Origin of the sequence: Pseudolabrys taiwanensis, from assembly GCF_003367395.1 — a bacterium.
Taxonomy (GTDB): domain Bacteria; phylum Pseudomonadota; class Alphaproteobacteria; order Rhizobiales; family Xanthobacteraceae; genus Pseudolabrys; species Pseudolabrys taiwanensis.
In genome coordinates this window covers 452,842-477,969 of record NZ_CP031417.1, presented here as the reverse complement: position 1 = coordinate 477,969, position 25,128 = coordinate 452,842, and the positions used below count along the sequence as shown (strand labels likewise).

23 protein-coding genes are annotated in these 25,128 nt (G+C 62.8%); 11 read left to right on the top strand and 12 right to left on the bottom strand.

Annotated elements, in window-relative coordinates; translation table 11 throughout:
- Positions 1-3: 3 nt before the first annotated feature.
- The gene (cyoB, locus tag DW352_RS02155) at positions 4-2,007 is read right to left on the bottom strand and encodes a cytochrome o ubiquinol oxidase subunit I (RefSeq protein WP_115688095.1); all 2,004 of its coding nucleotides are present in this window, start codon (positions 2,005-2,007) and stop codon (positions 4-6) included.
- Positions 2,008-2,014: 7 nt separating this feature from the next.
- Positions 2,015-3,175 (bottom strand): ubiquinol oxidase subunit II, encoded by a 1,161-nt coding sequence (gene cyoA / locus DW352_RS02150; RefSeq protein WP_115688093.1) that lies wholly within the window; start codon positions 3,173-3,175, stop codon positions 2,015-2,017.
- Positions 3,176-3,335: 160 nt separating this feature from the next.
- Here cyoA and DW352_RS02145 point away from each other — a divergent pair, with 160 nt between their 5' ends.
- The gene (locus DW352_RS02145; protein ID WP_115688091.1) at positions 3,336-4,664 is read left to right on the top strand and encodes an MFS transporter; all 1,329 of its coding nucleotides are present in this window, start codon (positions 3,336-3,338) and stop codon (positions 4,662-4,664) included.
- Between the two features lie 194 nt (positions 4,665-4,858).
- Here DW352_RS02145 and DW352_RS02140 read toward each other — a convergent pair whose 3' ends face one another.
- Together DW352_RS02140 and DW352_RS02135 are read right to left on the bottom strand one after the other, a co-directional pair.
- A complete protein-coding gene (locus DW352_RS02140) occupies positions 4,859-5,377 on the bottom strand; it encodes a helix-turn-helix domain-containing protein (protein WP_245434295.1) in 519 nt (172 codons plus the stop codon).
- A gap of 289 nt (positions 5,378-5,666) precedes the next feature.
- Positions 5,667-6,653: an ABC transporter substrate-binding protein gene (locus tag DW352_RS02135; protein WP_162826723.1), complete on the bottom strand. Its 987-nt coding sequence runs from the start codon at positions 6,651-6,653 to the stop codon at positions 5,667-5,669.
- Positions 6,654-6,977: 324 nt separating this feature from the next.
- Here DW352_RS02135 and DW352_RS02130 point away from each other — a divergent pair, with 324 nt between their 5' ends.
- From DW352_RS02130 to DW352_RS02105, 6 genes are read left to right on the top strand one after another with little or no spacing between them, the layout of a single operon-like run.
- Positions 6,978-7,898: a polysaccharide deacetylase family protein gene (locus DW352_RS02130; RefSeq protein WP_210209915.1), complete on the top strand. Its 921-nt coding sequence runs from the start codon at positions 6,978-6,980 to the stop codon at positions 7,896-7,898.
- A 19-nt stretch (positions 7,899-7,917) separates the two neighbouring features.
- Positions 7,918-8,901 carry an acetamidase/formamidase family protein gene (locus tag DW352_RS02125; RefSeq protein WP_115688085.1) on the top strand — a complete coding sequence of 328 codons (984 nt, stop codon included), beginning with the start codon at positions 7,918-7,920 and terminating at the stop codon, positions 8,899-8,901.
- A gap of 14 nt (positions 8,902-8,915) precedes the next feature.
- Positions 8,916-9,707 carry an ABC transporter ATP-binding protein gene (locus DW352_RS02120; RefSeq protein WP_115688083.1) on the top strand — a complete coding sequence of 264 codons (792 nt, stop codon included), beginning with the start codon at positions 8,916-8,918 and terminating at the stop codon, positions 9,705-9,707.
- Complete coding sequence (locus DW352_RS02115; RefSeq protein ID WP_115688081.1) at positions 9,704-10,528, top strand: ABC transporter permease; 825 nt, start codon at positions 9,704-9,706, stop codon at positions 10,526-10,528. Before DW352_RS02120 ends, DW352_RS02115 begins: the two co-directional genes overlap by 4 nt.
- A 17-nt stretch (positions 10,529-10,545) precedes the next feature.
- On the top strand, positions 10,546-10,956 hold the full coding sequence (locus tag DW352_RS02110; RefSeq protein WP_162826722.1) for a cupin domain-containing protein: 411 nt from the start codon (positions 10,546-10,548) through the stop codon (positions 10,954-10,956).
- A 27-nt stretch (positions 10,957-10,983) separates the two neighbouring features.
- Entirely contained in the window at positions 10,984-12,225 is a 1,242-nt protein-coding gene (locus DW352_RS02105) for an alpha/beta hydrolase family protein (protein ID WP_115688077.1), read from the top strand.
- Between the two features lie 67 nt (positions 12,226-12,292).
- Here the strand turns inward: DW352_RS02105 and DW352_RS02100 are convergent, their stop codons facing one another.
- Genes DW352_RS02100 through DW352_RS02085 form a run of 4 tightly spaced genes read right to left on the bottom strand, consistent with a single transcriptional unit; the run spans position 12,293 to position 16,080 of the window.
- Positions 12,293-13,093 carry an ABC transporter permease gene (locus DW352_RS02100; protein ID WP_115688075.1) on the bottom strand — a complete coding sequence of 267 codons (801 nt, stop codon included), beginning with the start codon at positions 13,091-13,093 and terminating at the stop codon, positions 12,293-12,295.
- Positions 13,090-13,944, bottom strand: a complete 855-nt coding sequence (locus tag DW352_RS02095) for an ABC transporter permease (protein ID WP_115688073.1) — start codon at positions 13,942-13,944, stop codon at positions 13,090-13,092. The genes DW352_RS02100 and DW352_RS02095 overlap by 4 nt, the downstream gene beginning before the upstream one ends.
- A gap of 1 nt (position 13,945) precedes the next feature.
- Positions 13,946-15,067, bottom strand: coding sequence for an ABC transporter ATP-binding protein (locus DW352_RS02090; protein WP_115688071.1), 1,122 nt, complete (start codon positions 15,065-15,067; stop codon positions 13,946-13,948).
- Positions 15,031-16,080 (bottom strand): extracellular solute-binding protein, encoded by a 1,050-nt coding sequence (locus tag DW352_RS02085; RefSeq protein ID WP_162826721.1) that lies wholly within the window; start codon positions 16,078-16,080, stop codon positions 15,031-15,033. The genes DW352_RS02090 and DW352_RS02085 overlap by 37 nt, the downstream gene beginning before the upstream one ends.
- 439 nt (positions 16,081-16,519) lie before the next feature.
- Here DW352_RS02085 and DW352_RS02080 point away from each other — a divergent pair, with 439 nt between their 5' ends.
- Positions 16,520-17,470, top strand: a complete 951-nt coding sequence (locus DW352_RS02080; protein WP_115688067.1) for an isopenicillin N synthase family dioxygenase — start codon at positions 16,520-16,522, stop codon at positions 17,468-17,470.
- A gap of 17 nt (positions 17,471-17,487) precedes the next feature.
- On the opposite strand, the gene DW352_RS02075 is transcribed toward DW352_RS02080, so the two are convergent.
- Positions 17,488-18,429: a LysR family transcriptional regulator gene (locus tag DW352_RS02075; RefSeq protein ID WP_115688065.1), complete on the bottom strand. Its 942-nt coding sequence runs from the start codon at positions 18,427-18,429 to the stop codon at positions 17,488-17,490.
- 176 nt (positions 18,430-18,605) lie between these two features.
- On the opposite strand from DW352_RS02075, the gene DW352_RS02070 reads away from it, so the two are divergent.
- From DW352_RS02070 to DW352_RS02060, 3 genes are read left to right on the top strand one after another with little or no spacing between them, the layout of a single operon-like run.
- A complete protein-coding gene (locus tag DW352_RS02070; RefSeq protein WP_115688063.1) occupies positions 18,606-19,748 on the top strand; it encodes an FAD-dependent oxidoreductase in 1,143 nt (380 codons plus the stop codon).
- Entirely contained in the window at positions 19,745-20,668 is a 924-nt protein-coding gene (locus tag DW352_RS02065; RefSeq protein WP_245434294.1) for a polysaccharide deacetylase family protein, read from the top strand. Before DW352_RS02070 ends, DW352_RS02065 begins: the two co-directional genes overlap by 4 nt.
- 13 nt (positions 20,669-20,681) lie before the next feature.
- A complete protein-coding gene (locus DW352_RS02060) occupies positions 20,682-21,842 on the top strand; it encodes a M20 aminoacylase family protein (protein WP_115688061.1) in 1,161 nt (386 codons plus the stop codon).
- A gap of 377 nt (positions 21,843-22,219) precedes the next feature.
- Here DW352_RS02060 and DW352_RS02050 read toward each other — a convergent pair whose 3' ends face one another.
- The 3 genes from DW352_RS02050 to DW352_RS02040 all read right to left on the bottom strand — a co-directional run bounded on the left by DW352_RS02050 (position 22,220) and on the right by DW352_RS02040 (position 25,125).
- Positions 22,220-22,537 (bottom strand): hypothetical protein, encoded by a 318-nt coding sequence (locus DW352_RS02050; RefSeq protein WP_245434293.1) that lies wholly within the window; start codon positions 22,535-22,537, stop codon positions 22,220-22,222.
- A gap of 188 nt (positions 22,538-22,725) precedes the next feature.
- Complete coding sequence (locus DW352_RS02045; RefSeq protein WP_162826720.1) at positions 22,726-23,415, bottom strand: hypothetical protein; 690 nt, start codon at positions 23,413-23,415, stop codon at positions 22,726-22,728.
- A gap of 39 nt (positions 23,416-23,454) precedes the next feature.
- Positions 23,455-25,125 carry a ShlB/FhaC/HecB family hemolysin secretion/activation protein gene (locus DW352_RS02040; RefSeq protein ID WP_245434292.1) on the bottom strand — a complete coding sequence of 557 codons (1,671 nt, stop codon included), beginning with the start codon at positions 25,123-25,125 and terminating at the stop codon, positions 23,455-23,457.
- Positions 25,126-25,128: the final 3 nt, after the last annotated feature.

Sequence of the window (25,128 nt, the reverse complement as noted above, 5' to 3'; positions counted from 1 at the left end):
CGCTTAGCCTCCCGTACCGAGAAGACGGGTGCGCGCACTCTCGATCCCCTCCACCGTATCGGACGAAATCTGGTAATCCCGATGGTAGTTGAAGGTATGATGGATCGCGACGGCGAGGAGCGCGATGAAGCTCGCGGCGGCAAGCCACCACATGTACCAGATCAGCCCGAACGCAAGCGCCGTGCTGAGGCCGGCGAGAATGATCCCCGTCCCGGTGTTGCCCGGCATGTGGATGGGCTTGAAGCCGCCCAGCGGCCGCTGATAGCCGCGCTGCTTCATGTCGTACCAGGCGTCGTTGTCGTAGACGACCGGCGTGAAGGCGAAGTTGTAGTTCGGCGGCGGCGACGATGTCGCCCATTCGAGCGTCCGCCCGTTCCAGGGGTCTCCGGTCGTGTCGCGGAGTTGCTCGCGACGAAGGATGCTGACCGCGATCTGGACAAGAAAGAAGATGATGCCGAGCAGGATCAGGAACGCGCCAAAGCCGGCAATGATGAACCAGATCTGCAGCGACGGGTCCTCGAACACGCGCAGCCGACGGGTGACGCCCATCAAGCCGAGAACGTAGAGCGGCATGAAGGCGAACCAGAATCCCGACACCCAGAACCAGAAGGACATCTTCCCCCAGAACGGATCGAGCCTGAAACCGAACGCTTTCGGCCACCAATAGGCGATACCGGCGAACAGTCCGAATAGCACGCCGCCGATAATGACATTGTGGAAGTGCGCCACCAGGAAGAGGCTGTTGTGCAGCACGAAATCGGCCGGCGGCACCGCAAGCAACACGCCGGTCATGCCCCCAACGACGAACGTCAGCATGAAGGCCAGCGTCCACATCATCGGCAGCTCGAAACGGATGCGCCCCCGATACATCGTGAACAGCCAGTTGAATATCTTGGCGCCCGTCGGGATCGATATGATCATCGTCGTGATACCGAAGAACGAGTTCACGCTCGCGCCGGACCCCATCGTGAAGAAGTGATGGAGCCACACGAGATAGGACAGGATCGTGATCACGACGGTCGCATAGACCATCGATGTGTAGCCGAACAGCCTCTTGCCGCAAAACGTCGACACGACTTCCGAGAAGATGCCAAACGCCGGCAGGATGAGGATGTAGACCTCCGGATGTCCCCATATCCAGATCAGGTTGACGTAAAACATCGGATTGCCGCCGAAGTCGTTCGTAAAGAAGTTCGTCCCCACGTAACGATCCAACGACAGCAGGGCGAGCACCGCCGTCAGCACGGGAAACGAGGCGACGATAAGGATGTTCGTGCACAATGCCGTCCAGGTGAACACGGGCATCTTCATCATCGTCATGCCGGGCGCGCGCATCTTGACGATGGTGCATATCAGATTGATGCCCGACAGCGTCGTGCCCACGCCCGCCACCTGCAGCGCCCAGATGTAGTAATCGACGCCGACATCGGGGCTGTAGCCGATATTGGAAAGCGGCGGATAGGCCAGCCAACCGGTGCGCGCGAATTCGCCGATGAACAGCGACATCATCACAAGGATCGCGCCGCCCGCGGTCATCCAGAAGCTGAAATTGTTGAGGAACGGAAACGACACGTCCCGCGCGCCGATCTGCAGCGGCATGACGAAGTTCATCAAGCCCGTCACCAACGGCATGGCGACAAAGAAGATCATGATCACGCCGTGCGCGGTGAAAATCTGATCGTAGTGATGGGCGTTGAGATAGCCTTCGGAGCCGTTGAAGGCGATGGCCTGTTGGATGCGCATCATGATTGCGTCAGAGAACCCGCGCAACAGCATCACAATCCCGAGGATCATATACATGATGCCGATGCGCTTGTGATCGACGGATGTAAACCACTCGCGCCACAGATAGCCCCAAAGGCGGAAATAAGTGATCGCGCTGAGCAGGGCCACGCCACCCAGCGCCACGACCACGAACGTGGCCACCACGATAGGCTCTTGCAGCGGCAGCGATTCCCACGACAAGCGGCCGAAGATCGATCTAATCAGATGAGAACTGTCAAACATGGGCTGCCTAGGATGAAGATCGCGTGTCCGCCAGGGTCGACCGTCGCGGCGGCCACGCCGGCAACAAGGCGGGTGCCTTAAGCCCGGCGCCAAAGACGGGCGTCATTTTACGCGGCGCGGCAAGCGCGCCCGGCATCCGGATATCCAGGTCTTCGATGTTGCAAATCCCCGCAACATAGGATGGAAGCGACGCAAAGGCGGCGGGATGGCGTCCGTATTTGTCATACATGAGGGGCAAGGTGTTGTTGACTCCAGCCAACCCCAAGCCGCCCTTGGCATCGATGGCCATCATTTCGCTCATGCACATCTTGCCCGGCTGAACGCACATATTGAGGATCGCCTTGTAAAGATCAGGGTCGACATTGGCGTAACGTTGGACCGGCTCTTTCTCGGAAGGGCGCTCGAGCTCGAGGTACCGCGCTCGGTTCAGAGTCCCGCCATGTGCCCTCGCCGAAGCGACCCACGCATCGAAATCGCCGGCGGTCATGCCATGAAACTCGAAACGCATGTGCGAGAAGCCTGCTCCGCTGTAGTTGGCGGAGAAGCCTTCATAAACACCCGGCTTGTTGATGACGGCGTGGAGCTTCGTTTCCATGCCGGCCATCGCGTAGACCTGGCCCGCCAGCGCCGGGATGTAGAAAGAGTTCATCACGGAAGCCGACGTGATGCGGAAGCTGATGGGACGGTCGACCGGCGCGGCCAATTCGTTGACGGTGGCAATTCCCTGCTCCGGCAGAATGAACAGCCACTTCCAGTCCAGCGCGACGACGTTTACGACGAGAGGCTTGGCGTTCGCCGGCACCGACCGGCCCGCATCGATCCGGCCTAGCGTGCGGTAGGGATCGAGGAGGTGCGTTCCCATCCAGGTCAGCGCGCCGAGACAAATGATGATCAGCAACGGCGCCGCCCAGATCACGAGTTCGAGCCGCGTCGAATGATGCCACTCGGGCTCGTAACGGGCCGACGTGTTCGTCTGCCGATAGCGCCATGCGAAGTACACAGTCATCGCCATGACCGGCACGATGATGAGGAGCATCAGCACGGTCGAAATCAGCACGAGATCGCGCTGCTGTCCGGCCACGTCGCCGGATGGATTGAGGACAACGAATTTGCAACCGCTGACCGCTACGCAAAGGCAGAGCAGCGCACAAATTTTAAGCAGTCTCACGGGCGGTCCACCGAAAATTCTCTCGATGGGCCAACCACTAGATGCAGTGCAGCAAGGGCGGTATTGGACAATTTGTCCAATGCCCCCTGTTCGCGAAACGGAGGCAAATTACAGTGGGCGCGCATTACAATAACGCCCGGTTTCCCAGCGCTGGAAGAACATGCCTCACGCCGCCGCCACGGCCGACCAAGACGTCGGCCAATTCCACAGCCGTCACGACCAAGCCAATCCGGCTGAAATCTCCATTGGCGTCGTCATCGGCCGTACGTCCGAGTTCTTCGATTTTTTCGTCTATGCCATCGCCTCGGTCATCGTGTTTCCTCGCCTCGTGTTCCCACACCACGACGCGCTTACTGCGACGCTTCTTTCATTTTCGATCTTTGCGCTCGCCTTCATCGCGCGGCCCTTTGGAACGGCGATTTTCACAGCCGTGGATCGCCGCCACGGCAAGGGTGTGAAGCTGATCATCGCGCTGTTCCTTCTTGGAACATCGACGGTCGCCATCGCATTCTTGCCGGGGTACGAAGATATCGGGGTTTTCTCCGCGGCCTTTCTCGCCGCCGCTCGCATTGGACAGGGCCTTGCCTGGGGCGGCGCATGGGATGGCCTCGCCTCCCTGCTGGCGATCAATTCGCCGCCTCACAAGCGCGGCTGGTATGCGATGATTCCGCAACTCGGCGCCCCGCTCGGCTTGATGGTTGCCGCCGGGCTTTTTGCTTTCTTCGCCGGCAACCTCTCCGCTGACGATTTTTTCAGTTGGGGCTGGCGCTATCCGTTCTTCGTCGCTTTCGCCATCAACGTGGTGGCGCTGTTTGCACGTCTGCGGATCGTGGTGACGCCGGATTACGCGAGATTGTTCGATACGCGCGACCTTCATCCCGCTCCGGTTATCAAATCTATCCGGCACGAAGGCAAAAACATCGCAATCGGCGCTTTTGCGCCGCTGGCCAGCTTTGCGCTCTTTCACATGGTCACGGTGTTTCCGCTATCGTGGGTGTTTCTCTACACGCAGGAGAACCCGGCGCGCTTCCTGATCATCGAAGCGGTCGGCGCGGTATTCGGCACGGCCGCGATCGTCGCATCAGGCCTGATCGCCGACCGCGTGGGGCGCCGCTCCCTTCTCCTGTCTTCCGCGATCGCGATCGCCGCTTACAGCGGGTTTGCGCCGCAGTTGCTCGATGCCGGCATTGTCGGCGAGAGCATCTACATGATCGTGGGATTCATTCTGCTCGGCCTTTCATTCGGGCAATCGTCCGGTGCCGTCGCCTCGCAGTTTTCCAAGAATTATCGCTACACCTCGTCCGCGTTGACTGCCGACCTTGCGTGGCTGTTCGGCGCCGGTTTTGCGCCGCTCGCCGCACTTCTTCTGGCCGCCAATTTCGGGCTGATCTCGGCCGGTGCTTATCTTCTGTCGGGTGCCGTCTGCACCATCCTCGCGATGATGTTCATCCGCAGCCGCAACAGAGACGCGCAGCAGGCCGGGCCTTGACGCGAGCGGCCACCAAGTGCAGCATCGTAGACCGAACAAGCGACAGAGCAGCAGCAACGGAAAATCGAGCCTTTTCGCTTGCCGGCAAAGTCCCCGCCACCCGCGTTTAGTTCGCAAACTAGACCGTGAGTCTCCGCGTGCGTGGAATACGCGCCGCCCGGCGCCGAGCGAGCACTCCTGTCAATGGAGCTGGCTCAAAACGTCGGCGGGGTGCTGACCCAGAGCACGCGCGCCGGTTTCGATCCGACGTTCTTGTACGAATGCGGCAGTTCGGAGCGGAAGTGGAACGAGTCGCCGGCTTTGGCGCGGTGGCGCCTGCCATCGATCACCAGTTCGATCTCGCCTTCGAGCACATAGCCGATCTCCTCGCCGGCGTGGACGATGGCCTCGCTGCCGCCGCCCGGCGCGATGCGATGGATATTGCCTTGCAGCAGGTGCTCGCGGCTGTAGGGGATCAGCCGCTCCATCTGGATGCCTTTGCCGGTGCGCAGGTTGTCCGTCATCAGCACCGGCCGCTCGCTCGCCTTCGATACGATCCGGTCGTCGGCGCTCGGCGCCGAGTAAAGCTCCGAGATATTGGTGCCGAGCACCTTGGCGACCCGATGCAGCGTGCCGAACGAGGGCATGGCCTTGTCGTTCTCGATCTTCGACAACATGCTTTCCGAGCACTTCGCGCGTTCGGCCAGTTCCTTGAGCGTGATGCCCAGGACCATGCGCGCGTGCTTGAGCTTGATGCCGAGCGCCGCGGGCTGGTCGGCGGCGCCGTTCGCTCTCTTCGTCGGCGCTTTGTCTCTTGCGCCAGTCCTGGCCGCTTTAGCAGCCGTCCTGGGACGGCCGGGGCGCACGCTTCGTTTGCTCATATATCCCGGTCAGGTGGTTCGTGATTGTTTGGGATAGACATGGCCATCGACAATAGCAAAGCGAAAGCCCGGGCGCGATCCACAATGGGCGGGGCGCAAACCGTCTTGCGCCCCGCCCTCACGCCCGTCGCACTGACGAGCCTCAGAGCTTGCGCTCGGCGATCGGCGGCAGGAACTTCTCGGTGTACACGGTCGCCGGCTCCGGCTTGCTCGGCAGCTTGTAAGCCTCGGTGATCGCATCGATGGTGAACTGAAGCTTCTTGGGATCGATGACGCTCAAGCCGTTCTTCTCGACATACTTGGTCTTGGTCAACTCCAACGCCAGACCGAGCCGCACCTTCTCGATGTCGAGCTTCATCATCGGATCACGATCCTTCATCACCGCCAGCGCCGCGTCCGGATTGGCGATGGTGTCCTTCGTGCCCTTGTTGAGCGCGGCGACCACACCCTTCACGGTCTCCGGATTCTCGTCGGCGAATTTCTTCGTGGTGACCAAGGCAAGGCCGTACATATCCGCGCCGAAGTCAGCGTACTTGATCACCGACAGTTCGTTCATCTTGAAGCCGATCTCGAGCGCCGCCGGCACATTCGAATTGGTAAAGCCACCGGTACCGACAACCTCGCCGCGCTTGAGCATGGGGCCGAAAAGCTGCGGCTGCACATTCACCCAGTCGACCTTCACGTTCTCCACCTTGGCAGCCTTCAGCAGAATCGAGATGGTGTCGTGCACTGCCGTGCCCGGACCGCCCGCGATCTTCTTGCCGTCGAGATCGGCCGGCTTCTTGATGCCGGCGTCGGCGCGCGTGACCACCGCCAGCGGCGTGTCGTCGAAGCTGATGTAGACGGCGATCAGCGGCGAGGATGGATTCATGGCGTTGAAGCGGATCATCGACGGCAGGTCGACCCAGCCGAACTGATAGGCGCCGCCGGCAACGCTCACGGCCACGTTGGTCGCGCCCTTGCCGGCGTCGATGGCGTCCACCGTCACCCCGGCGTCTTTGAAGTAGCCCTTTTTCTCGGCAATGAAGAACGGCGCATGCGTGCCCTGGATGATCCAGTCCATCATGATCTTGACGTTCTTGGTCTCGGCACGAGCCGCGGGCGCAAAGGCACCTGCCGCCAACAGCATAGCCGTGGCGATCCCGAAGCCGAGCCGGCGTCTGGAAATTCCGCGAAGGAACCCTTCTGCACCGGATTTTCCAGAGCTTACATTACATTGAACTGCATTCAAGTGACTTTCACGCATCGCGATTCTCCTCTGCAAATCCGGCCTTCGCGCAACTTTGCAAGAAGCATGCCCTGGCATGATGGTTGCAGGCATCCGCGCATCCGGCAGCGCAAGTCGCCGCATTGCGCATCATCGATCGGGGGACTGCCTCATCGATGATCACACTGCACCGGCGCTAGGCGCGCGTCACGAATGCGACACGATGTTCATCAGGAGAGCGTGCGAATGCTGAAGCTTCCGAGTCACGGGCGTTACGACCACGTCAACATCACCCAGCGTCCAGACTACACGTGGCCCGGCGGCAAGCGCCTCGCCTTCTATATCGCCATGAACATTGAGCATTTCGCGTTCGGCGCAGGGATCGGCATGGATCCCACCAATCGCGGCGGCCCGCAAACCAGCCGCAATTGGGCCTGGCGCGACTATGGCAATCGCGTCGGTAACTGGCGGCTGTTCGAAATCCTGGACGAGCTGAAGCTGCCTGCGACAATCCTGCTCAACAGTTCCGTGTGTTACCAATATCCCGACATCGTCGAGAAGATCCGGCAGCGCGGCGACGACGTCTGCGGCCATGGCCGCACCAATGCCGAGGTGCTGCAGTCCTTTTGGGAACACGACGAAGCTCGGGTCATCAAGGAGTGCACCGAGGTCATCGAGAAGTATGTCGGCGTGCGGCCCTATGGTTGGATGGGGCCCGGCGCCAATGAATCCAAGGTGACGCCCGACATCCTGAAAGAGGCCGGCTACACCTATCTGCTCGACTGGCCGGTCGACGATCAACCGATCTGGATGCGTACGCGCTCCGGCCCGCTGCTCTCGGTGCCCTACCCGCTCGAGCTCAACGACGCCGGCACGTTGGTCGCGCGCGATCACACCGGCCGCGAATTCGCCGACATGATCGTCGATCAGTTCGAAGAACTGCTCGAGGCCAGCGAGAAGCAACCGTTGGTGTTCTCGCTGTCGTTGCACGGCTTCATCGTCGGCCAGCCGTTCCGGCTGCGCGCGCTCCGCAAGGCCATCAAACACTGCGTCGAGCACAAGCATGCCGACCGCGTCTGGTTCACCCGTGCGGGCGACATCGCAAACTACTGCCTGGCGATGAAGCCCGGCCTCATTCCGGGCAGCGTCGCCGCGGTCGCAGCGTGAGCAGGGAGGAAGCGCCGCAATGAACAAACCTGTCACCCCTGTCGAAACCGTAGCGAAGACGCACTTTCTGCCGTCGACACCCGACACCGTGCATTGGGGTTTCTTCGACGGCTCGCTGCCGCCCGCGCTGACCATCGACTCCGGCGACCGCGTCGAGATCGAATGCGTCTCCGGCAACCCCGAGTGGATGCCGCCCGAAGGCTCACCCTTCAAGCCGCTCGACGACCTCAAGCTCATCCACGAGAAGGCCAAGCGCGGCAGCGGCAACCACATCCTCACCGGACCCATTTATGTGAAGGGCGCGGAAGTCGGCGACGTGCTCGAGGTGAACATTCTCGACATCGAGATGCGCCAGGACTGGGGTTTCAACCTGTTCCGCTCCTATGGCGGCACGCTGCCGGAGGAGTTCAACTACTACCGCATCATCCACGTCGGCCTCGACCGCGCCGCGATGCTCGGGACCATGCCGTCGGGTTTGAAGGTGCCGCTTTCACCCTTCTTCGGCCAACTCGCGGTGGCGCCGCCCAAGGCCTTCGGCAAGCAGAACAGCAAGGAGCCGAGGGAGTTCGGCGGCAACCTCGACTGCAAGGATCTCGTCGCCGGCGCCACCATTTATTTGCCGGTCTGGAACGACGGCGCTCTGTTCTCGACCGGTGACGGCCACGCCGCGCAAGGCCATGGCGAAGTCGACGGCACCGCCATCGAGACCTCGCTCAAGGGCACCTTTCAATTCAAGGTCCGCAAGGACCTCGGCTGGAAACTGCCGCGGGCCGAGACGCCGACCCATCTCATCGCCTTCGGCCTCGACACCGATCTCGACGATGCCGCCAAGATAGCGCTGAAGCAGATGATCGACTGGATCATGATGCTGACCGACATCTCCAAGGATGAAGCCTACGCACTGTGCAGCTTCGCCTGCGATCTGCACGTCACGCAGACCGTGAACAATGTCAAAGGCGTGCACGCCATGATCGCCAAGTCGATCCTGCGCAAGCCGGCCTAGCGAGACACCAAGGCATGAAGAACTTCGTCGACATGTATGAGGTCTCGCTACGCTATGGCGAGGATGGCGATGGCACGCTCGCCTTGCAGGACGCCACGATGCGGGTGGACAGCGGCGAGTTCGTCGCCGTGGTCGGACCGTCGGGCTGCGGCAAGTCGACCCTGATGAAGGTCATCACCGGCCTGTGGCCGCCGACAAAAGGCGGCGTCATCGTCGGTGGCAAGGAGGTCGACCGGCCGCTGTCCATCACCGGCATGGCGTTTCAGAACCCGACATTGCTGCCCTGGCGCACCACGCTCGACAACGTCATGCTGCCGCTGGAGATCGTGCAACCGCATGCGCCGAAATTCCGGCGCGAACGCGCCGCTTACGAGACCAAGGCGCGTGACCTGCTGGCGCTGGTCGGGCTCAAAGGTTTCGAAGACAAGTTCCCCTGGCAATTGTCCGGCGGCATGCAGCAGCGCGCCTCGATCTGCCGCGCGCTGATCCACGATCCGTCGCTCTTGATGCTCGACGAGCCGTTCGGCGCCCTCGACATGTTCACGCGCGAGGAATTGTGGCTCGCCATGCAGGATCTTTGGCTGGCCCGTCGCCCGACCGTGATCCTCGTCACTCACGATCTGCGCGAAGCCGTATTCCTCGCCGACCGCATCTTCGTGATGAGCGCGCGGCCTGGCCGTATGATCGCCGAGCGCACGGTCGAATTGCCACGCCCCCGCGCGCTGTCGATGACCTATGAGCCCTACTCCGTCGCCCTCGTGCAAGAACTCCGCGACCACATCAGCGCCGCCCGGGAGGCCGCATGAGCGAGATCGTCGTCCCCGCATCCACGCCCCGCGTCCGGCGCCGCAAGCTCTCGCGCAACAAGGTCTTCCGGCGCGTGCTGCCATGGCTGGTGGTCGCCGCCATCTTCTTCATCTGGGAAGCGCTGGTCGTCGGTCTGCGCATCGAACCCTTCGTCCTGCCTTCGCCGAGCGCGATCTTCGCCGCCGGCTGGCAATGGCACGCACCGATCTTCGAAAACGCCTGGCAGACCTTCATCACAACCGCCATCGGTTTTGCCTTCGCCATCGTCATCGGCCTTTTCTTCGGCGTCGCCATCGGCTCCTCGTCACTCATTTATGACGGCTTCTATCCGGCGCTGGTCGGTTTCAACACCATCCCGAAAGTGGCTGTGGTGCCCATCCTGATCATCTGGTTCGGCGTCGGCTCGATCCCGGCGATCATCACCGCCTTCCTGCTGTCGTTCTTCCCGATCCTGGTGAATGTCGCCACTGGCATCGCCACGGTCGAGCCGGAGCTTCAGGACGTGTTGCGCGCCCTCGGCGCGAGCAAATGGCAGACCATCCGCAAGGTCGGCCTGCCGCGCGCCATGCCCTACTTCTTCGCCTCGCTGAAAGTCGCCATCACCGTGGCCTTCGTCGGTTCCATCATCGCCGAGACGGTCGGTTCCAACAAAGGCATCGGCAATCTGATGCTGATTGCGTCCTCGCGCTTCGAAGTGCCGCTCGCCTTCGCTTGCCTCTTGGTGACGGGCGCCATGGGCATCGCCATGTACGCCATCGCCGGTGCCATCGAGTCGCGCGTGACCGGGTGGGCGACGCGCGGCAATGGCGGCGCACCCTGAACGCGGAGCAAATCGCGATGTTGGATGCCCGCGACTATGGTGGCCTCAAGCTCAAGCTCGACGGCATCCTCGGCGCCGGCGAGCAGCACAAGCGCGGGGTGTTGCTTGACACCATGTACGCCTTCCTCCCCAAGGAGCCGGAGGCGAAGGTGTTCATGTTCCACGCCGAGATCGCGCCGCTCGGCTACACCAACTGGCACCGGCACAACGGCGCGACCTTCTTCGTCTGTACACAGGGCCTGTTCGAAGCGCATTTCGAGGAAGGCACTTTGGTCAGCGCAAAGGCGGGCGACGTCTATTCCGAGCCCATCGGCAAATTCCATCGCGGCCACAACCCGCATCCGGAGCTTGCTTACACCTGCATCGGGCTCTGCCTCACCTCACCCCACCTGGAACACATCACCTCGGTCGCCGAGCGGCCGTGGTGACATCGACCGACAGTAAAGGTATCTCCCGTGGCCCTCGTTGAAGATTCCGCCGACGACACCATCGAGCAAATCACCGCCGACCGCTCGGCGCATTACGAGCCCTTCGGCTGGCATCACTGGCCGGAGCATCCCTGGCTCGCCTACCAGTTCCGCCGCGGCCTCGGCGAGACGCAAGAGGGCGGCGGCGCCGTCAGCGAGGTGTTCCAAGCCGCGAGCCGCATGATCCCCGGCGACTACGAAAGCTGGCACGTCGAATGGATGCGCATCGCCGACCGCAATTGGACGCGCGGAGTCGCCGAGGAAAAGGCCGGCCACATTCGCACCGCCATGAACTGCTTCCTGCGCGCGGCCGATTATTACCGGCAGGCTGAATTCCATCTCGAGCCCAAGGACCCGCGCCGTCTGCCGACCTTCGAGAAGATGGAAGCCTGCTCGAAGAAATTCATCGCCCGCCTCAACCCACCCGGCGAGGCCGTCGACATCCCCTATGAGCCCGGCAAGCCGATCTGCGGCTATTTCGTGCGCGCGCCGTTTCCGGGCGACAAATTGCCGGTGATGATCTGCATGGGCGGCCTCGACTCCATCAAGGACGAGATGTGGTTCATGCAGGCGCATGGTTGCCTGCAGCGCGGCATTTCGGTGCTGATGATCGACGGCCCCGGCCAGGGCGGCACCCTGCGCCGCCACGGCGTCGTCAGCCGGCCGGACACTGAGGTGCCGATCGGCAAATGCATCGACTGGCTGCTCACGCGCGACGACGTCGATCCCAAGCGCATCGCCGTCTGCGGCTCGAGCATGGGCGGCTATTATGCGGCGCGCGCGGGTTGCTACGAACACCGCCTTGCCGCGGTGATCTCGCACGGCGCGATCTGGTCGCTTAGCGACATGTGGGGCAACAAAGACGACAGTTTCGGGCTGGCCATGCACATCCGCTGGGTGCTCGGCGCCACGACGATGAAGGACGCGCACGCGATCATGAAGCCCTTCACGCTCGAGGGCCATCTGCAGCACATGAAGTGCCCCTATCTCATCGTGCACGGCGGCCACGACGTCTTGACCGTCTCGGCGGCGAAGAAGACCTATGAAAGCGCCAAGGCCGGCGGCGTCGACGTCACCCTGCGCATTCTCGATCCGGATGAGACCGGCGCCGAGCATTGCCAGCACGACAATCCGACCATCGGCCAGGAAGTGCTGTGCGACTGGCTGGCGGACAAGTTCGGCATCGACCAACAGGCGTTGCTCCAGCGTTCGTGGAACCCGTTGGTGTGACCCCGCCGGTCGGACGGGCCGCGGCAAGGCCCGCCCCCCCCGATAAGCCCGCCAATTGCCAGGCGCCCTAGCCGGGGCGCTTGCCCGCTTGCTGTCGCAGATAAGGCACGATGACGAGCAGCGCGCCGAGGGAGACGATCAGAAGCAAGGTCGACAGCGCCGCGACGCCCGGATCGGCGTAGGACTGCATCTGCTGCATCATGCGCAACGGCAGCGTGTCGTTGTTCGACAGGAAGATCGACAGCGAGATATTGTCGAAGGACAGCAGAAACGCGGCCAGCGCGCCGGCCAGAATGCCGCCCCGGACGAGCGGGAGCGTCACATAAAAGAATGTGCGCACCGGGCCGGCGCCGAGATTGAGCGAGGCGCGCTCCAGCGCCGGGTCGTAGTTGCTGAAGGCCGCCAGCACCATCGACAGAACATAAGGCAGCCCCAACAGCGCGTGGCCGAGCATCGTCGCCACGACGCCGCTGCGCAGCCCGAACCACGGCAGCACGAAGAGCAGCCCCAAGCCGAGCACGATCGCCGGCAGCGCCAACGGCGCCAATAGCACCGCCTGCACCACCCCTCGCCCCCGAAACCGATACCGGCTGATCGCAACGCCCGCGCCGATGCCGGCCACGGTCGCGATGACCGTGCTGCCGAACGCGATGACGAGGCTGAGCCGCAGTCCAGTCATAAACTGCGCATTGTCGAGCGCCGCCGCGAACCAGCGCAGGCTCAGTCCGTGAGGCGGAAATGTAAGGCTATCGCCGCTGGTAAAGGCCACCGCCACGGGCAGCGCCATCGGCAGCAAAATGAAGGCCGTCACCAGCAGCCCGTAGCCATTGAGCAGCAGACGCGGCAAGCGGGCGAGAAAATCGTTCATGCCTTGCCCGTCCACGGCGCCGCGCGCGCGATCAGGCTACCCGCCGCTATGTTGATCAACAGCACGAGGCCGAGCAGTACGATGCCCATGGCGCCGGCCTTGGCCCAACTCGCATTGGTGGACGCTTCGAGAAAAATCGTCGGCGCCGAGGTCGGGTAGCGTGTGCTGCCCATCAGCATCGGAATGACGTAGTCGCTCAGCACGCCCGCAAACACCAGCTGCGTCCCGGCGACCGCGCCGGGGATGCTGAGCGGCAGCACGATGCAACACCAGGTGCGCACGCGGCCCGCGCCGAGATTCACCGAGCCACGCAAAAGCGCCGGGTCGATTTTCTGCAGGCTCGATAGCAAAGGCAGCGCCATCAGCGGGAAGTACCTGTGCAGCATGCCGATCACCATGCCCTCGAACTCGAACAGGATGCGGACGGGCTTGGCGACGAGACCCGCCTTGAGCAGCAATTGATTGAGCAGACCGGTGTCGCCGATGATGATGATCCAACCGAACACGCGCATGATGATGCTGACGTAGAGCGGCAAACACAGCACCCAGAGCAGGATCAGACGCGTGCGCTCGCTCGCGACCGTGATCAATTGCGCGTATGGGTAAGCCATCACCAGCGCGATCAGCGCCACAAGCGCCGCCAGCGCGAGCGAATTGCCAAATACCTTGAGATAGTAGCCGTCGCTCAACACCGTGATATAGTTCGCGAAGGTGAAATCCGGAACGATGAAGCGTACCGGGTCGTCGCGCCAGAAGCTGTTCCGGATCATGAACAAGACCGGCAAGAAGAACAGCGGCACGACGATGCAGCCCGCCGGCAGGAGCCACAGCCAAGGTCGTAGCGCGCGCATGTTATGACGCGCCTTTGCCGTCGACGATGAAGGAGCCCGGCCGCAGGTCGATATAAACCGGCATGCCCGACTGCAGGCTGCTCCAATCGGAGATCGACGACGTCGGAATCTCGGCGACGATTTGCGCGCCGTCGAGATCGAGGATCACGCGCTGCTGCGCGCCAAGCGACGTCACGAGCACCACGCGCGCGGCCGAATGACGATGGGTCGCCGTCGGCGTCGCACTCACCGCTACATCCTCGGCGCGGACGTGAATGACAGAAGGCCCCTCGGCCGCCGCCGCCGTGGGAACAGCGAATCCTTCGGTGACGCGAATCGCGCTGCCACCATCATGGTCGATCGCGGTGCCGGGAATGGCATTGGCACGGCCAAGAAACCGCAGCACATAGCTGTCGGCCGGACTGTGATAGACGTCCTTCGGGGGACCGATCTGCACGATCCGCCCTTCCTTCATGATCGCGATCCGGTCCGCGAGCGCGAAAGCCTCGTGCTGATCGTGCGTGACGATGATGGTGGTGACGGCAAGGCGGCGCAGGAGCAGCGACAGCTCGAGTTGCATCCGATCGCGCAGATTACGATCGAGCGCGCTGAACGCCTCGTCCAGAAGCAAGATATCCGGATTGACGACGATTGCGCGCGCGACGGCGACGCGCTGGCGCTGCCCGCCCGACAGCTGTGCCGGATAGCGTTCGTCGAAGCCGGTGAGATTGAGCAACGCGATCGCCTCGGCGACGCGCGGGCGCCATTCGGCTTTCGGCACGCCGCGCGCTTTCAGACCGTAGGCAATGTTGCCGGCGACGGTCATGTGCGGAAACAAAGCGTAGTTCTGAAACACCATCGCCACGTTGCGCCGGTTGGGCGCGACCGTGTTGATGATTTTTCCGCGCAGCATGACGTCGCCGGTGTCCGGCGTCTCGAACCCCGCGATCAGATTGAGCAGCGTCGACTTTCCACAGCCGCTCGGGCCGAGAATGGCCACGATCTCGCCCTTGGCGAGGCTGATGCTGCAACGATCGACCGCCAGATATCCGTCGTAGGATTTTCGCACCTCCCGGAGCATCAGCTCCGCAGGCTCGGCGGTCGGCGTCAACTCTGGACCTCGCGCATATAGCGGTCGAGCCATTCCTTCTGCTTGGTCGCCATCAACTCTTCGTCGGCGAACCAGATCTTGCTGAATTCGGTGGTCACAAGCGCCTTGATGTCGGGAGCAATGTCCACGTCTTTGCGCACCGGCGTCGCGAGAAGGCTGCTCACGAGATTCGCCTGCACATCCTTGCGCATGGTGAAGTTGATGTAGGTGCGGGCGAGGTCCTGTTTGGTGGAATTGACCGTGATGCACAGGTCGTAGGGAATCGCCACGACCCCCTCCTTCGGCGTCACCTTGACGACATTCGGCACTTTCTTGCTCTGGTTCGCGATGCGGATGCCGAACTGAGGCGCGGTCGCGATTTCGCCGCGCTCGATCAGTTGCGTGGGCTGCAGCGCGTCCGAATAATAGCTGCGCACGGACTTCTTCAGCGCCTTGAGGCGCGCAAAGGCCTCATCGATCGCCTTCGGCGATTTGGCCTCGCCGGCGACAGCTTTCGCCACGCAAGCGATGAAGAAAACGGTCGCTGGATTTGACGCGGCCGGCAACATGATTTTGCCTTCGAACTCCGGCTTCCAGAGGTCGAGCCAGGATTCGACCGGCGTCTTGATCTGGTTCTTGTCGACCATAAGATCGAACGTGTCGAGGATCATCGCCGCGCCCCAGCCGGCCGCCGGCGTGGCGTCCGGCACGAGATGTTCGGCTTCCGAGAGGCTCGCTTTCTCGATCTTGCTCACCAAGCCCGCGTTCTGCGCGCGAATGGCGAACGACCGCGACAGCAACGCGACGTCGAACGACGGGCTGTCCTTCTGCGTCTGCATCTTGCCTATGGCGGCACCGGAGAACTCGACATTGTAGGTCACATCGCCGAGACCCGCTTGCTTGAAGGGCGTCGCGATAATGTCCTTCAGCACCTGATACGGGCCGCCGAAATGCGTCGCGACCAGGCTCTTGTCCTGCGCCATCGCCCACGAGCCGTCCAATGACGGGAGCGCGATGCCGCCCGCGGCGGCGGCGAGCGCGCCTTGGAGCGCTTTACGTCGGTTCAAGATCGGCATCGGTAGCACTCCTGCTCAATAACTCTGTGCGGTATCGGAGACTCTGCGCGACATCGGATTCTGATCCGGAGCGATCGACCGTGCTCACGGATGCTGCGCGACCTGAAGGTTAGCTAAGCAAATCCTATGCCATGGGGCCGTTACATCTTTCGCTGCGCGTGCGGCGACGCTTCCACAACGTGGCGATGCGACCCGCGACATCGCGATTAAGAGGCATTACGCGGCCGTCCCGCAGCACAATATTTCGAACAACGCGTTGCCGTTTCGGCAGCAGCGGTCACCTCGAACGCCGCGGGCCTACGTCCCGGCGGGTCGATGCCGCTTCGGCACCGTCCCGAGCTAAAAAATATTCTTCGTCGGCTCCGACGCCGCCTCTAGCTTCCTGCGCGAGGACACTCCGACAGCACGTCCTCGGGAGTTGGAGCCCACGATGAGTTTGCCTATCATCGATCTCACCCAGCCGATGTCATCGACGGCGCCCTTGTTGGGCGATACCTGCGAGAACACCGGTTTCTTCCTCGTGCGCGGCCACGGCGTGCCGTCATCGCTTATCGGCGACATGGCGGAGACGTCGCGGCGCTTTTTCGATCTTCCGGTCGAACAAAAGAAGGCTGTCGCTGCACAGCCGGGCTCCGACCGCGGCTATCGCGCACTCGGTGCCGGCAAGCTTGGCGAGACTGCGGGGCAAACGGTCGCACCCGACCTGCGAGAAAACTACTTCATTGGCCCGCCGGATCTGCCGGCGGGAAAGGCGGCCAGCGGCTTCTTCTCTGCCAATGTGTGGCCGGCGACCCTGCCGGAGATGGGCGAGGTTTGCACTGCCTATTACAAAGCGATGAAGGGCCTCGCCGACCATCTGCTCATGCTGTCGGCCGTCGCGCTGTCGCTGCCCGAGAACTATTTCGAACCGTACAACGACGCGCCGATATCGCAGCTGACGATGGTGAACTATCCGGAGCAGCAAGAAGCGCCGGGCGACTCGCAGTTCCGCGCCAGCGAGCATACCGACTTCGGGGCGCTAACCTTGCTGCTGGCCGAGGACAAGCCGGGGGGGCTGCAGGTGCAGCAACGCGACGGAACCTGGCTCAACGTCGCGCCGCCTGAACCCAATTGCTACATCGTCAACATCGGCGATCTGATGGCGCGCTGGACCAACGATCGTTGGAAATCGACTGTGCATCGCGTGATCAACCCACCGCGCGAAAAGGCGATGATCAGCCGGCGTCAGTCGATCGTCTTCTTCCACCATCCGAACGAGGACGCCAACATCGCATGCCTTCCGACGTGTGTGAATGGCGAGGCCCGCTACGCGCCGACAACGCCCGGGCAGCATCTGCGGGAGCGACTGACCGCCGTTTACGGAAAGAAAAGTCCGAACTAGTTCCGCACTTGCGCCTATCAAGACGCGACGTCCTTCCGCTCCTCGGCCTGCCGGCGCGTCATGATCTCCGCGAGATGCTGCGCGAAGGCGTCCGCCGCGACAGGCAAGGTCGAGGCCTTACGCGCGTATAGCCCGAGCTCGCTGTAAATGGGCTTGTCGCGGTGCACGAGCGGCACATGCCGGAGCCGACCGGACCGCAGCTCCGCGGCGAGCGAAACCCTGGTCAGGAACGCGACGCCGGCGCCCGCCAGCGCGAGTTGCTTCATCAATTCGATCGATCCGGACTCGACGAGGGGCCGCGCCGCGCGGTCCGTTTCCGAAAGCAAGGGTGCCAGTTGCGCACGGAGGGCGAAGTTGCCGGCCGGCACGATCAGATTTGCATTCGCCAATTGATATACCGATAGGCTTTGCGCCGAGGCAAACGGCGAGTCGGCGGCGACAACCGCGCCGATCAGAAAGCTGCCGACTGCGATTTGCCGCAGGCCGGCCCGACGCTCGACATGAAAACCGAGGCCGAGATGCGCATCGCCATTGAGCACGGCTTCGGGAATTTCCTCGGTCCGCAGAATCGACACCCGCGTCGTCACCCGCGGATGTTTGGCCCGCATCAATGCCAGCGCGTCCGGAATAATGTCGTTACAAAGACCCTCGATGGTCGCGATTTCGACGTGGCCGGCATGAATGCCTTTTAGAGCGTTCAATTCGGCGCGCATCCGTTCTGTATCGGTCAGCACAGTATTGACGTGCCGGGCGAAGACTTCGCCGGCCGCCGTCAATTTGAGCCCGGACGGCGCCCGCTCGAACAGTTGCGCGCCGAGCCCCGCCTCGAGGTTCAGAATCTGGCGGTTGACCGCGGAGGACGCGACATTAAGCAGCGCGGCTGCACCGCGGATCGAACGCGCGTGACGGACGGCATCGAAATAGTGAACGGCCGCGGCGTGAACACGATAATTGCTCATGGGCGTTCGAACTCACCCATCGATGCCGAAACGGCAGCGGGCCGTTTCAATTTCTGTTCCAGCATGGCCAACCATTCTCGTTGCGTGCCGCACCACCGGTGCCGATAGTCGATGACAGGTTTGCGCGCCGCATAGGAGGCGCACAGTCATCTTAATACGCAGTACGCGGTTTGTGGATGCTCAGGAAGACGCGGATCGCCGTCATCGGCGCGGGACTCGGCGGCATGACGGTAGCCGCCTTTTTACAGCGCGAGGGCTTCGAGGCCTGTATTTATGAGCAGGCCCCGGCATTCTCGCGCATCGGCGCCGGCATTATCCTCAGCCCGAATGTCGCCAAAGTGCTGCGGCGGCTCGGCCTCGAGGACATGCTCGTCGCCGCGGGCATCAAGGCCGACTGCTACATCAGCCGCGCTTGGGACACCGGCGAGACGCTGTATCGCATCGACTTCGACGCCGCGACGGAAGCTAAATATGGCGGCGCCTACCTCAACGTGCACCGCGGCGACCTGCACGCCATTCTCGACCGCGGGGTGAAGCCGGGCACAATCGCGTTCAACCACAAACTGGCGGCCATCGAGGAGACGGGCAGCGCGTTACGCCTGGTGTTCGAGAACGGGGTGAAAGTCGAAGCAGATATCGTCATCGGCGCCGACGGCCTGAACTCGAAGGTGCGGGAAAGCCTGTTCGGGGCCGAACCTTTGCGCTTCTTCAAGGCCGCCGCGCTGCGCACGATCTTCCCGGCCTCGGCGCTCAACGGCTTTGCCATTCCCGATTGCACGAAATGGTGGGCACCGGACCGGCATCTGCTTCCTTATTTCCTGACGTCTCGCCGGGACGAGGTCTACATCATCGGCGTCATTCCGTGGGAGCGTTGGGACAGCGACCTGTCGTTTCTCCCGAGTTCGCGCGCCTTCCTGCAGGAGGCCTTTGCCGGCTTTCACGACGATCTGCAGAAAGTCATCCAGGCGCCGACGGATGTGACGCTATGGCCGATCTTCGATCGGCCACGCAACGACACATGGGTCAAAGGCCGTATCGCTCTGCTCGGCGACGCCTGTCACCCGGTGCCGCCTTATATGGGCGCCGGCGGCGCCATGGCCATCGAGGACGGCGCGATCCTCAGTCGCTGTCTCGCGACCTACGACTCGGCCGAGGAGGCCTTCGCGGTCTATCAGCACGTCCGCCTCGACCGCGTCGGCCACGTGCAGCGGATCTCGTGGGAGAACAGCTGGATGCGGGGTCCGACGGACACCGACTGGTTTTACCAATACGACCCCTGCACCGCACCGCTCACGCCGCCGGAGGGCCCTGCCTCATGACGCAGCTCAAGCCGGATCCGATGCATTCGCGCGACCTGGTCGGCTATGGCGACAAGTTGCCCGATCCGAAATGGCCCGGCGGGGCGGTGATCGCGGTGAACTTCAATCTCAACGTCGAAGGCGGCGGCGAGTCGAGTCTGTACAACGGCGACGCCGTGTCCGAAGGCATGCTCAACGATATCGGCGTGCCGGCGTTCACTGGCCGGCGCGTACCGCTGGTGGAATCGGTGTTCGAATTCGGCAGCCGCCGCGGCTCGTGGCGCGTGCTCGAGATCATGCGCGAATTCGGCGTACCGATGAGCGTGCTGGGGGTCGCCCGCGGGTTGGAGCAGAACCCGGGGCTGGCGCGCGCCTTTGTCGAGAACGGCCACGAGATGGTCAGCCACGGCTACCGGTGGATCGATTACGGCGCGGTCGATGCCGAAACCGAGCGCGCACACGCGCAAAAAGCGCTCGACATCCTGACGGAACTATGCGGCGTCCGCCCGCGCGGCTGGATGACGGGCCGACCGGGGCCGAACACGCGCGGCATCATCGCCGCAGCGGGCTTCGAGTACGACCGTGACGCGCTTAATGACGAGTTGCCCTATTGGCTCGAGGTCAATGGCAAGCCGCACCTCGTCATCCCGTACTCCTACGAGACCAACGACAATCGCTTCAACGAGAATACCGGCTTTTCGACCGGCGACGATTTCTTCCATTACATGCGCGACGCATTCGACGTGCTCTATCGCGAGGGCGAGAACGGCTCGCCGAAGCTGCTTTCGATCGGTCTCCATGATCGCCTGATCGGTCGGCCCGGGCGCAGCATCGGCCTGACGCGGCTTCTCGACTACATGAAGCAGCGGCCGGGCGTCTGGTTCTGCCGCGGCATCGATATCGCCGAGCATTGGAAGACGCATTTCGCGCCGGGCGCTTGACGGGAGCAGGCGCATGGCGAACCTCGAAAAGATCAACAGCTACCGCGACGACCTCGTCCGCATCCGGCACGATCTCCACCAGCATCCCGAGCTCGGCTTTCAGGAAACGCGCACCTCCGACATCATTGCGCGCCAACTTGCGGCCTGGGGCATAGAGGTCCACCGCAACATCGGTGGAACGGGTGTCGTCGGCGTCCTCGCTGGACAAGGCGGCGCCGGACGACGGATCGGCCTGCGCGCCGAAATGGATGCGCTTCCCATCGAGGAGGCGACCAACCTGCCCTATCGCTCCAGAAACCCCGGCGTGTTTCACGGTTGCGGTCACGACGGCCACATGGCGATGCTGCTCGGCGCTGCGCGGTACCTGGCCGAGATGCGTGATTTCCCCGGCACAGCCGTCTTCATCTTTCAGCCGGCCGAAGAAGGACTCGGCGGCGCGCGCGCGATGATCGCAGACGGCCTGTTCGCGCGCTTTCCCTGCGATGAGATCTATGCCGCCCACAACGATCCGACCGGACCGTTCGGCACGATGACGTCGAGACCGGGCGCCGCCATGGCCGCGGCCGACTTCATCGATATTACGATCCGCGGCCGCGGGGCCCACGCGGCAGAGCCGCACCGCGCCGTCGATCCGGTCGCCGTCGGCGTCGCGCTCGTCCAAGCGCTTCAAACGATCGTCAGCCGCAACGTCGATCCGCTGCATTCCGCCGTCGTATCGATCACCAAGTTCCAGGCAGGCAACGCGCACAATGTCATTCCGCACACCGCCGAACTGGCCGGCACGGTGCGCACCTTTGAGGCCGAGACGCGGGCTTTGGTCGCCTCGCGGATGCGCGACATTTGCACCGGGCTGGCCACCAGCTTCAACGCGAACATCGACCTCGCGATCCGGCCGGTGTTCTCCGTGCTGGAAAACTCGGCGCCGCACACCGTGGCGGCAGCGACGATCGCAGCCGGCCTCTTCGGCGACGACAAAATCGATGCCAACGCACCGCTCCGCCTGACGAGCGAAGATTTCGCCGACATGCTCAAAGTGGTGCCCGGCGCCTACTTTCTGCTCGGTCAGACGGAGGGGCCGGCCCTCCATAACGCCCACTACATCTTCGACGACGCGCTTATTCCGCGCGGCTCGCTTATGCTGGCGACTTTGGTGGAGCAGCGCACGCGCCAATAGACGTCCGCCGGCGCTTCAGCCCGGCAACCGTGTGCCGCACCGTTCGCGTACCGGCAACATGCGACGCTGGTTGTCGCGCGCGGGCGCCTTCGCCACCTCGACGCAACATGCCGTGCAGCGGAATGTCACCGATCGGCCGTCGGTCGGCACGCGCTTCATCGCGTCGCCACACACGGGGCACTTATTGGTCAGCGTCGACATTCCAAGCATGGCATTTCCCAAAAAACGGCGGCCCCAACCCGATGGGCTGAGGCCGCCTCGGCTTCCCTCGCGAGAAGCTGCATTGCTGATTTGCGGTGACGCTGTATTGCGACAGATCAAGCGTGTCTAGTGCGGCACGTGAGTTCCATCGGGATAACTCATCGCTAGGCCGCGGCTCACTCCAGCGGCGTTCGATCGGGCGCGAAGCCCCTGAAGGCCCAAGCCGCCGCAAATCCGAATGCAAGCAATGCCAGCGGTGGCCCGATCAAGATGAGCGCAACGGCGAAGAGATCGCTGGAGTCATTCCAGCCATGACGGAAGGCGGAAATCCCCAGATAGATGCTCCAGCCGAGCAGCCAGGCGATCGATGCCAGAATCCACAGACGAAGAAAGCCGCGCCGCCAGTTCAACGGCGGCACGCTCTTCGTGGGGTCTCCACCCAAAGGCGCTCGACGGAATGTCATACCGGCGCTGATACAGCCGTGGTCCGTCACCACAATGCTCTGACCGTCCGCAGGTTCCCTGCCCCGCAGGGTCCTTGTAAGCCCGCCGATCACGTTCCCGCAGTGACGGGCCAGTGTCGTCCGGGCTCCGCCAACGAAAGAGGCGTACGCACGGGAATACCCGCGCGCACGCCTCACATGAGCAGGCATTACGCCGGTAGCCGGCGCGCCCCCTCATTTTAGAACGAGCCAGCCGGCAACCGGTACACATCCGGCGCCTTGGCATCGGCGATGTAGAACAGGAGCAGCGTCGTGGGCGTCAGCACCCGCTGATTGTTCTCCCCGGGCGCCAATGTACCCTGAAGGATCATCATCACCGTACGGTCCTTGGCATCGCTGCCGCGAAACATCAGGAGACCGCCGTTGATCGGCATATTGGTCGCAACGGTATCGGGCTTGAAGCCCTCGCCCATGAAGTGCGACCGCAACACGCTCGAGTTCGAGAACAGCTGCTCCGGGGTCATCTTGTCGTCTATCCCCTTCGACCAGGAAATCGAAACCTGAATGAGCTTCTTGCTCTGATAGCCGATCACGTAGGATGCCTCGGCCACGCCCCCGCCAGGCAACAGCTCCGGAACCTTGGCGATCAGCACCTTGGTGCGCTCACCGGGATTGGCCTGCTCGCGAATGGCGTCGGCCTTGAGGCCGAAATCCTTCATGATGGCCGACTTCACCTCGGCCTCGCTCATGCCGAAGCGCGCCGAGCGGAACCCGTCGACGTTGGCCTGCTGCGCGGCAACGACGTTCGACGCCCCAGCCGGCGCCGCAGGCGCTTCTCTCTTCTGGCTCAACGCCGGCGATTGCGCAGCGGCAACGATCGCCACAGCCATCGCGCCCGACATTGCCAGTCGGCGAAACATGTCACTCATCTTTACACTCCTGTCTCTCGTTCAGTTGGATCGGAAAGTTCAGTTCAGATTCAGCAGCGCCAGCGGTCTCAAGCTGATGCGGCCATAGACCTCGTAGCGATTCTGATTGGGCACCACAGTGTGCCAGGGAACGCCGACACTCGCCTCGATGGTAAGCGCCGGAAACGGCGTCCAAGACGCGCCGATGCCGGACGAGTCGAGTTGCACGCGCGACGGCGCCGTCGAGAACACCGCGCCGCTATCGAGGAACGCGAAAACGTCGAAACCCGGGATGAATTCCGACATGTCCCGATGCAGCTCGGCATTGAAGTAATAGCCGCTGTCGCCGGAGGCGGTGTTCGTCGGAAAGCCGCGCACGCTGGTCGGCCCGCCGACGGAGAACAATTGATCGCCGGGGATCAACTTCTCCGCGGTGTACTGACCGCTGCCGATCCCGAGCAGATAGAATTGCTCCGGCAACCGTACCGTGCCGTTGAGCGATGCGGTCAACGTGTTGAAGCTGCGCTCGCCGCCCAGAATCTTGTCGTGCCAGTTGATGTCGTTGTACAGCGGCGAGAACGTCACGCCGTAGCCCTCGCCGGCATAGTTGATCGACAGGCCGCCCGTCACCTTGCTGTATCGGTCGCCCGTCACGGTGACTTTCGCAAAGTCGCTCTCCGAATTGCCGTAGGCGTAGGCGCCGGTCGTTTGCACGAACCAGTTCGGATTGACAAAAACCGGCTGCGCGACGTTGACGCTCGCCTGATTGGAGCGTCCCGTAACATCGAGCGTTTCGAACGGCCCCTGGATGATCTTGATGCGGCCTTGCGTGTAGCTGCCGCCGATACGGCCGCCCCACGGATTGAACGGCACGTTGTAAGCGATATTGCCGTTCATGTTGCCTTGTGACTTGACGCCGTAGAACGTCAGACGATCGTCGATGCCGAGCATGCCGTGCAGCTTGTAGTACAAACCGAGCTGATTGCGGCCGGTCGTTTGCACACCCTGGTTGTCGCCGAATATCTGAAGGGTGTTGCGCGCCGGCTCCGTCACCGCCAACTGCAGATCGGTGAGACCGAAATCGGTTCCCGGCTGCAGTAATGCCCTGATCTGCACGTCGTTCGTGCGGTTGAACCGCGTGACGTCGTTCGTCAGCTTCGGCACGTCGAGCACTTCGCCCGCGGGCGGCTTTACCTGCCAGAGAATGTAATCGGCCGACGTCTGGCGGTTTCCTTCGACCGTGGTTTTCTGCAGTCGCCCCTCGGTCAGCTTGATCTTGATGACGCCGCTGGTCGCCGTCTGCGGCGGCAGCGTCGCGATGCCGGTGACGATTCCCCGCTGGGCGTAGATCTGATTGATCTCGGCGACCATCGCCAGCAGGTCGGCAACGCCGACTTGTTTGCCGACGTATTTCGAAGCAATGGCGGCAAGTTCATCGGCCGAGATGAATTTCGATGTGTCGAACTCGACGCGGCGCAAAAGAAAGCGCGGCCCGCCGCCGGGAATCACGATCGGTGGCGGACGTTGCGGCCCGACCACCGCCGGTCCTTGCTGGCGCGGCGGCTGCTGTTGCTGTTCGATACGCTCACGCTGTCGCTCGATGTCCCTTTCAATCACACCAGGGTTGATCGAAGGCAGCAACTGGGCGTGCGCCAGCGATGACGCCATCAGCGTCGTCACCATCGTCAGGCACGCGGTCAGCCGCCCTGTCAGACTAGTATTTTTTTTCACACA

Coding starts and splice junctions, on each gene's coding strand:
- DW352_RS02080 (WP_115688067.1), top strand. CDS start 16,520: ATGAGTTTGCCTATCATCGATCTCACCCAGCCGATGTCATCGACGGCG.
- DW352_RS02095 (WP_115688073.1), bottom strand. CDS start 13,944: ATGCGCGCGCTACGACCTTGGCTGTGGCTCCTGCCGGCGGGCTGCATC.
- DW352_RS02125 (WP_115688085.1), top strand. CDS start 7,918: ATGAACAAACCTGTCACCCCTGTCGAAACCGTAGCGAAGACGCACTTT.
- DW352_RS02090 (WP_115688071.1), bottom strand. CDS start 15,067: ATGGCTCGACCGCTATATGCGCGAGGTCCAGAGTTGACGCCGACCGCC.
- DW352_RS02075 (WP_115688065.1), bottom strand. CDS start 18,429: ATGAGCAATTATCGTGTTCACGCCGCGGCCGTTCACTATTTCGATGCC.
- DW352_RS02060 (WP_115688061.1), top strand. CDS start 20,682: ATGGCGAACCTCGAAAAGATCAACAGCTACCGCGACGACCTCGTCCGC.
- cyoB (WP_115688095.1), bottom strand. CDS start 2,007: ATGTTTGACAGTTCTCATCTGATTAGATCGATCTTCGGCCGCTTGTCG.
- DW352_RS02045 (WP_162826720.1), bottom strand. CDS start 23,415: ATGAGTGACATGTTTCGCCGACTGGCAATGTCGGGCGCGATGGCTGTG.
- DW352_RS02065 (WP_245434294.1), top strand. CDS start 19,745: ATGACGCAGCTCAAGCCGGATCCGATGCATTCGCGCGACCTGGTCGGC.
- DW352_RS02100 (WP_115688075.1), bottom strand. CDS start 13,093: ATGAACGATTTTCTCGCCCGCTTGCCGCGTCTGCTGCTCAATGGCTAC.
- DW352_RS02110 (WP_162826722.1), top strand. CDS start 10,546: ATGTTGGATGCCCGCGACTATGGTGGCCTCAAGCTCAAGCTCGACGGC.
- DW352_RS02070 (WP_115688063.1), top strand. CDS start 18,606: ATGCTCAGGAAGACGCGGATCGCCGTCATCGGCGCGGGACTCGGCGGC.
- DW352_RS02145 (WP_115688091.1), top strand. CDS start 3,336: ATGCCTCACGCCGCCGCCACGGCCGACCAAGACGTCGGCCAATTCCAC.
- DW352_RS02130 (WP_210209915.1), top strand. CDS start 6,978: ATGCTGAAGCTTCCGAGTCACGGGCGTTACGACCACGTCAACATCACC.
- DW352_RS02140 (WP_245434295.1), bottom strand. CDS start 5,377: ATGGTCCTGGGCATCACGCTCAAGGAACTGGCCGAACGCGCGAAGTGC.
- DW352_RS02135 (WP_162826723.1), bottom strand. CDS start 6,653: ATGCTGTTGGCGGCAGGTGCCTTTGCGCCCGCGGCTCGTGCCGAGACC.
- DW352_RS02120 (WP_115688083.1), top strand. CDS start 8,916: ATGAAGAACTTCGTCGACATGTATGAGGTCTCGCTACGCTATGGCGAG.
- DW352_RS02115 (WP_115688081.1), top strand. CDS start 9,704: ATGAGCGAGATCGTCGTCCCCGCATCCACGCCCCGCGTCCGGCGCCGC.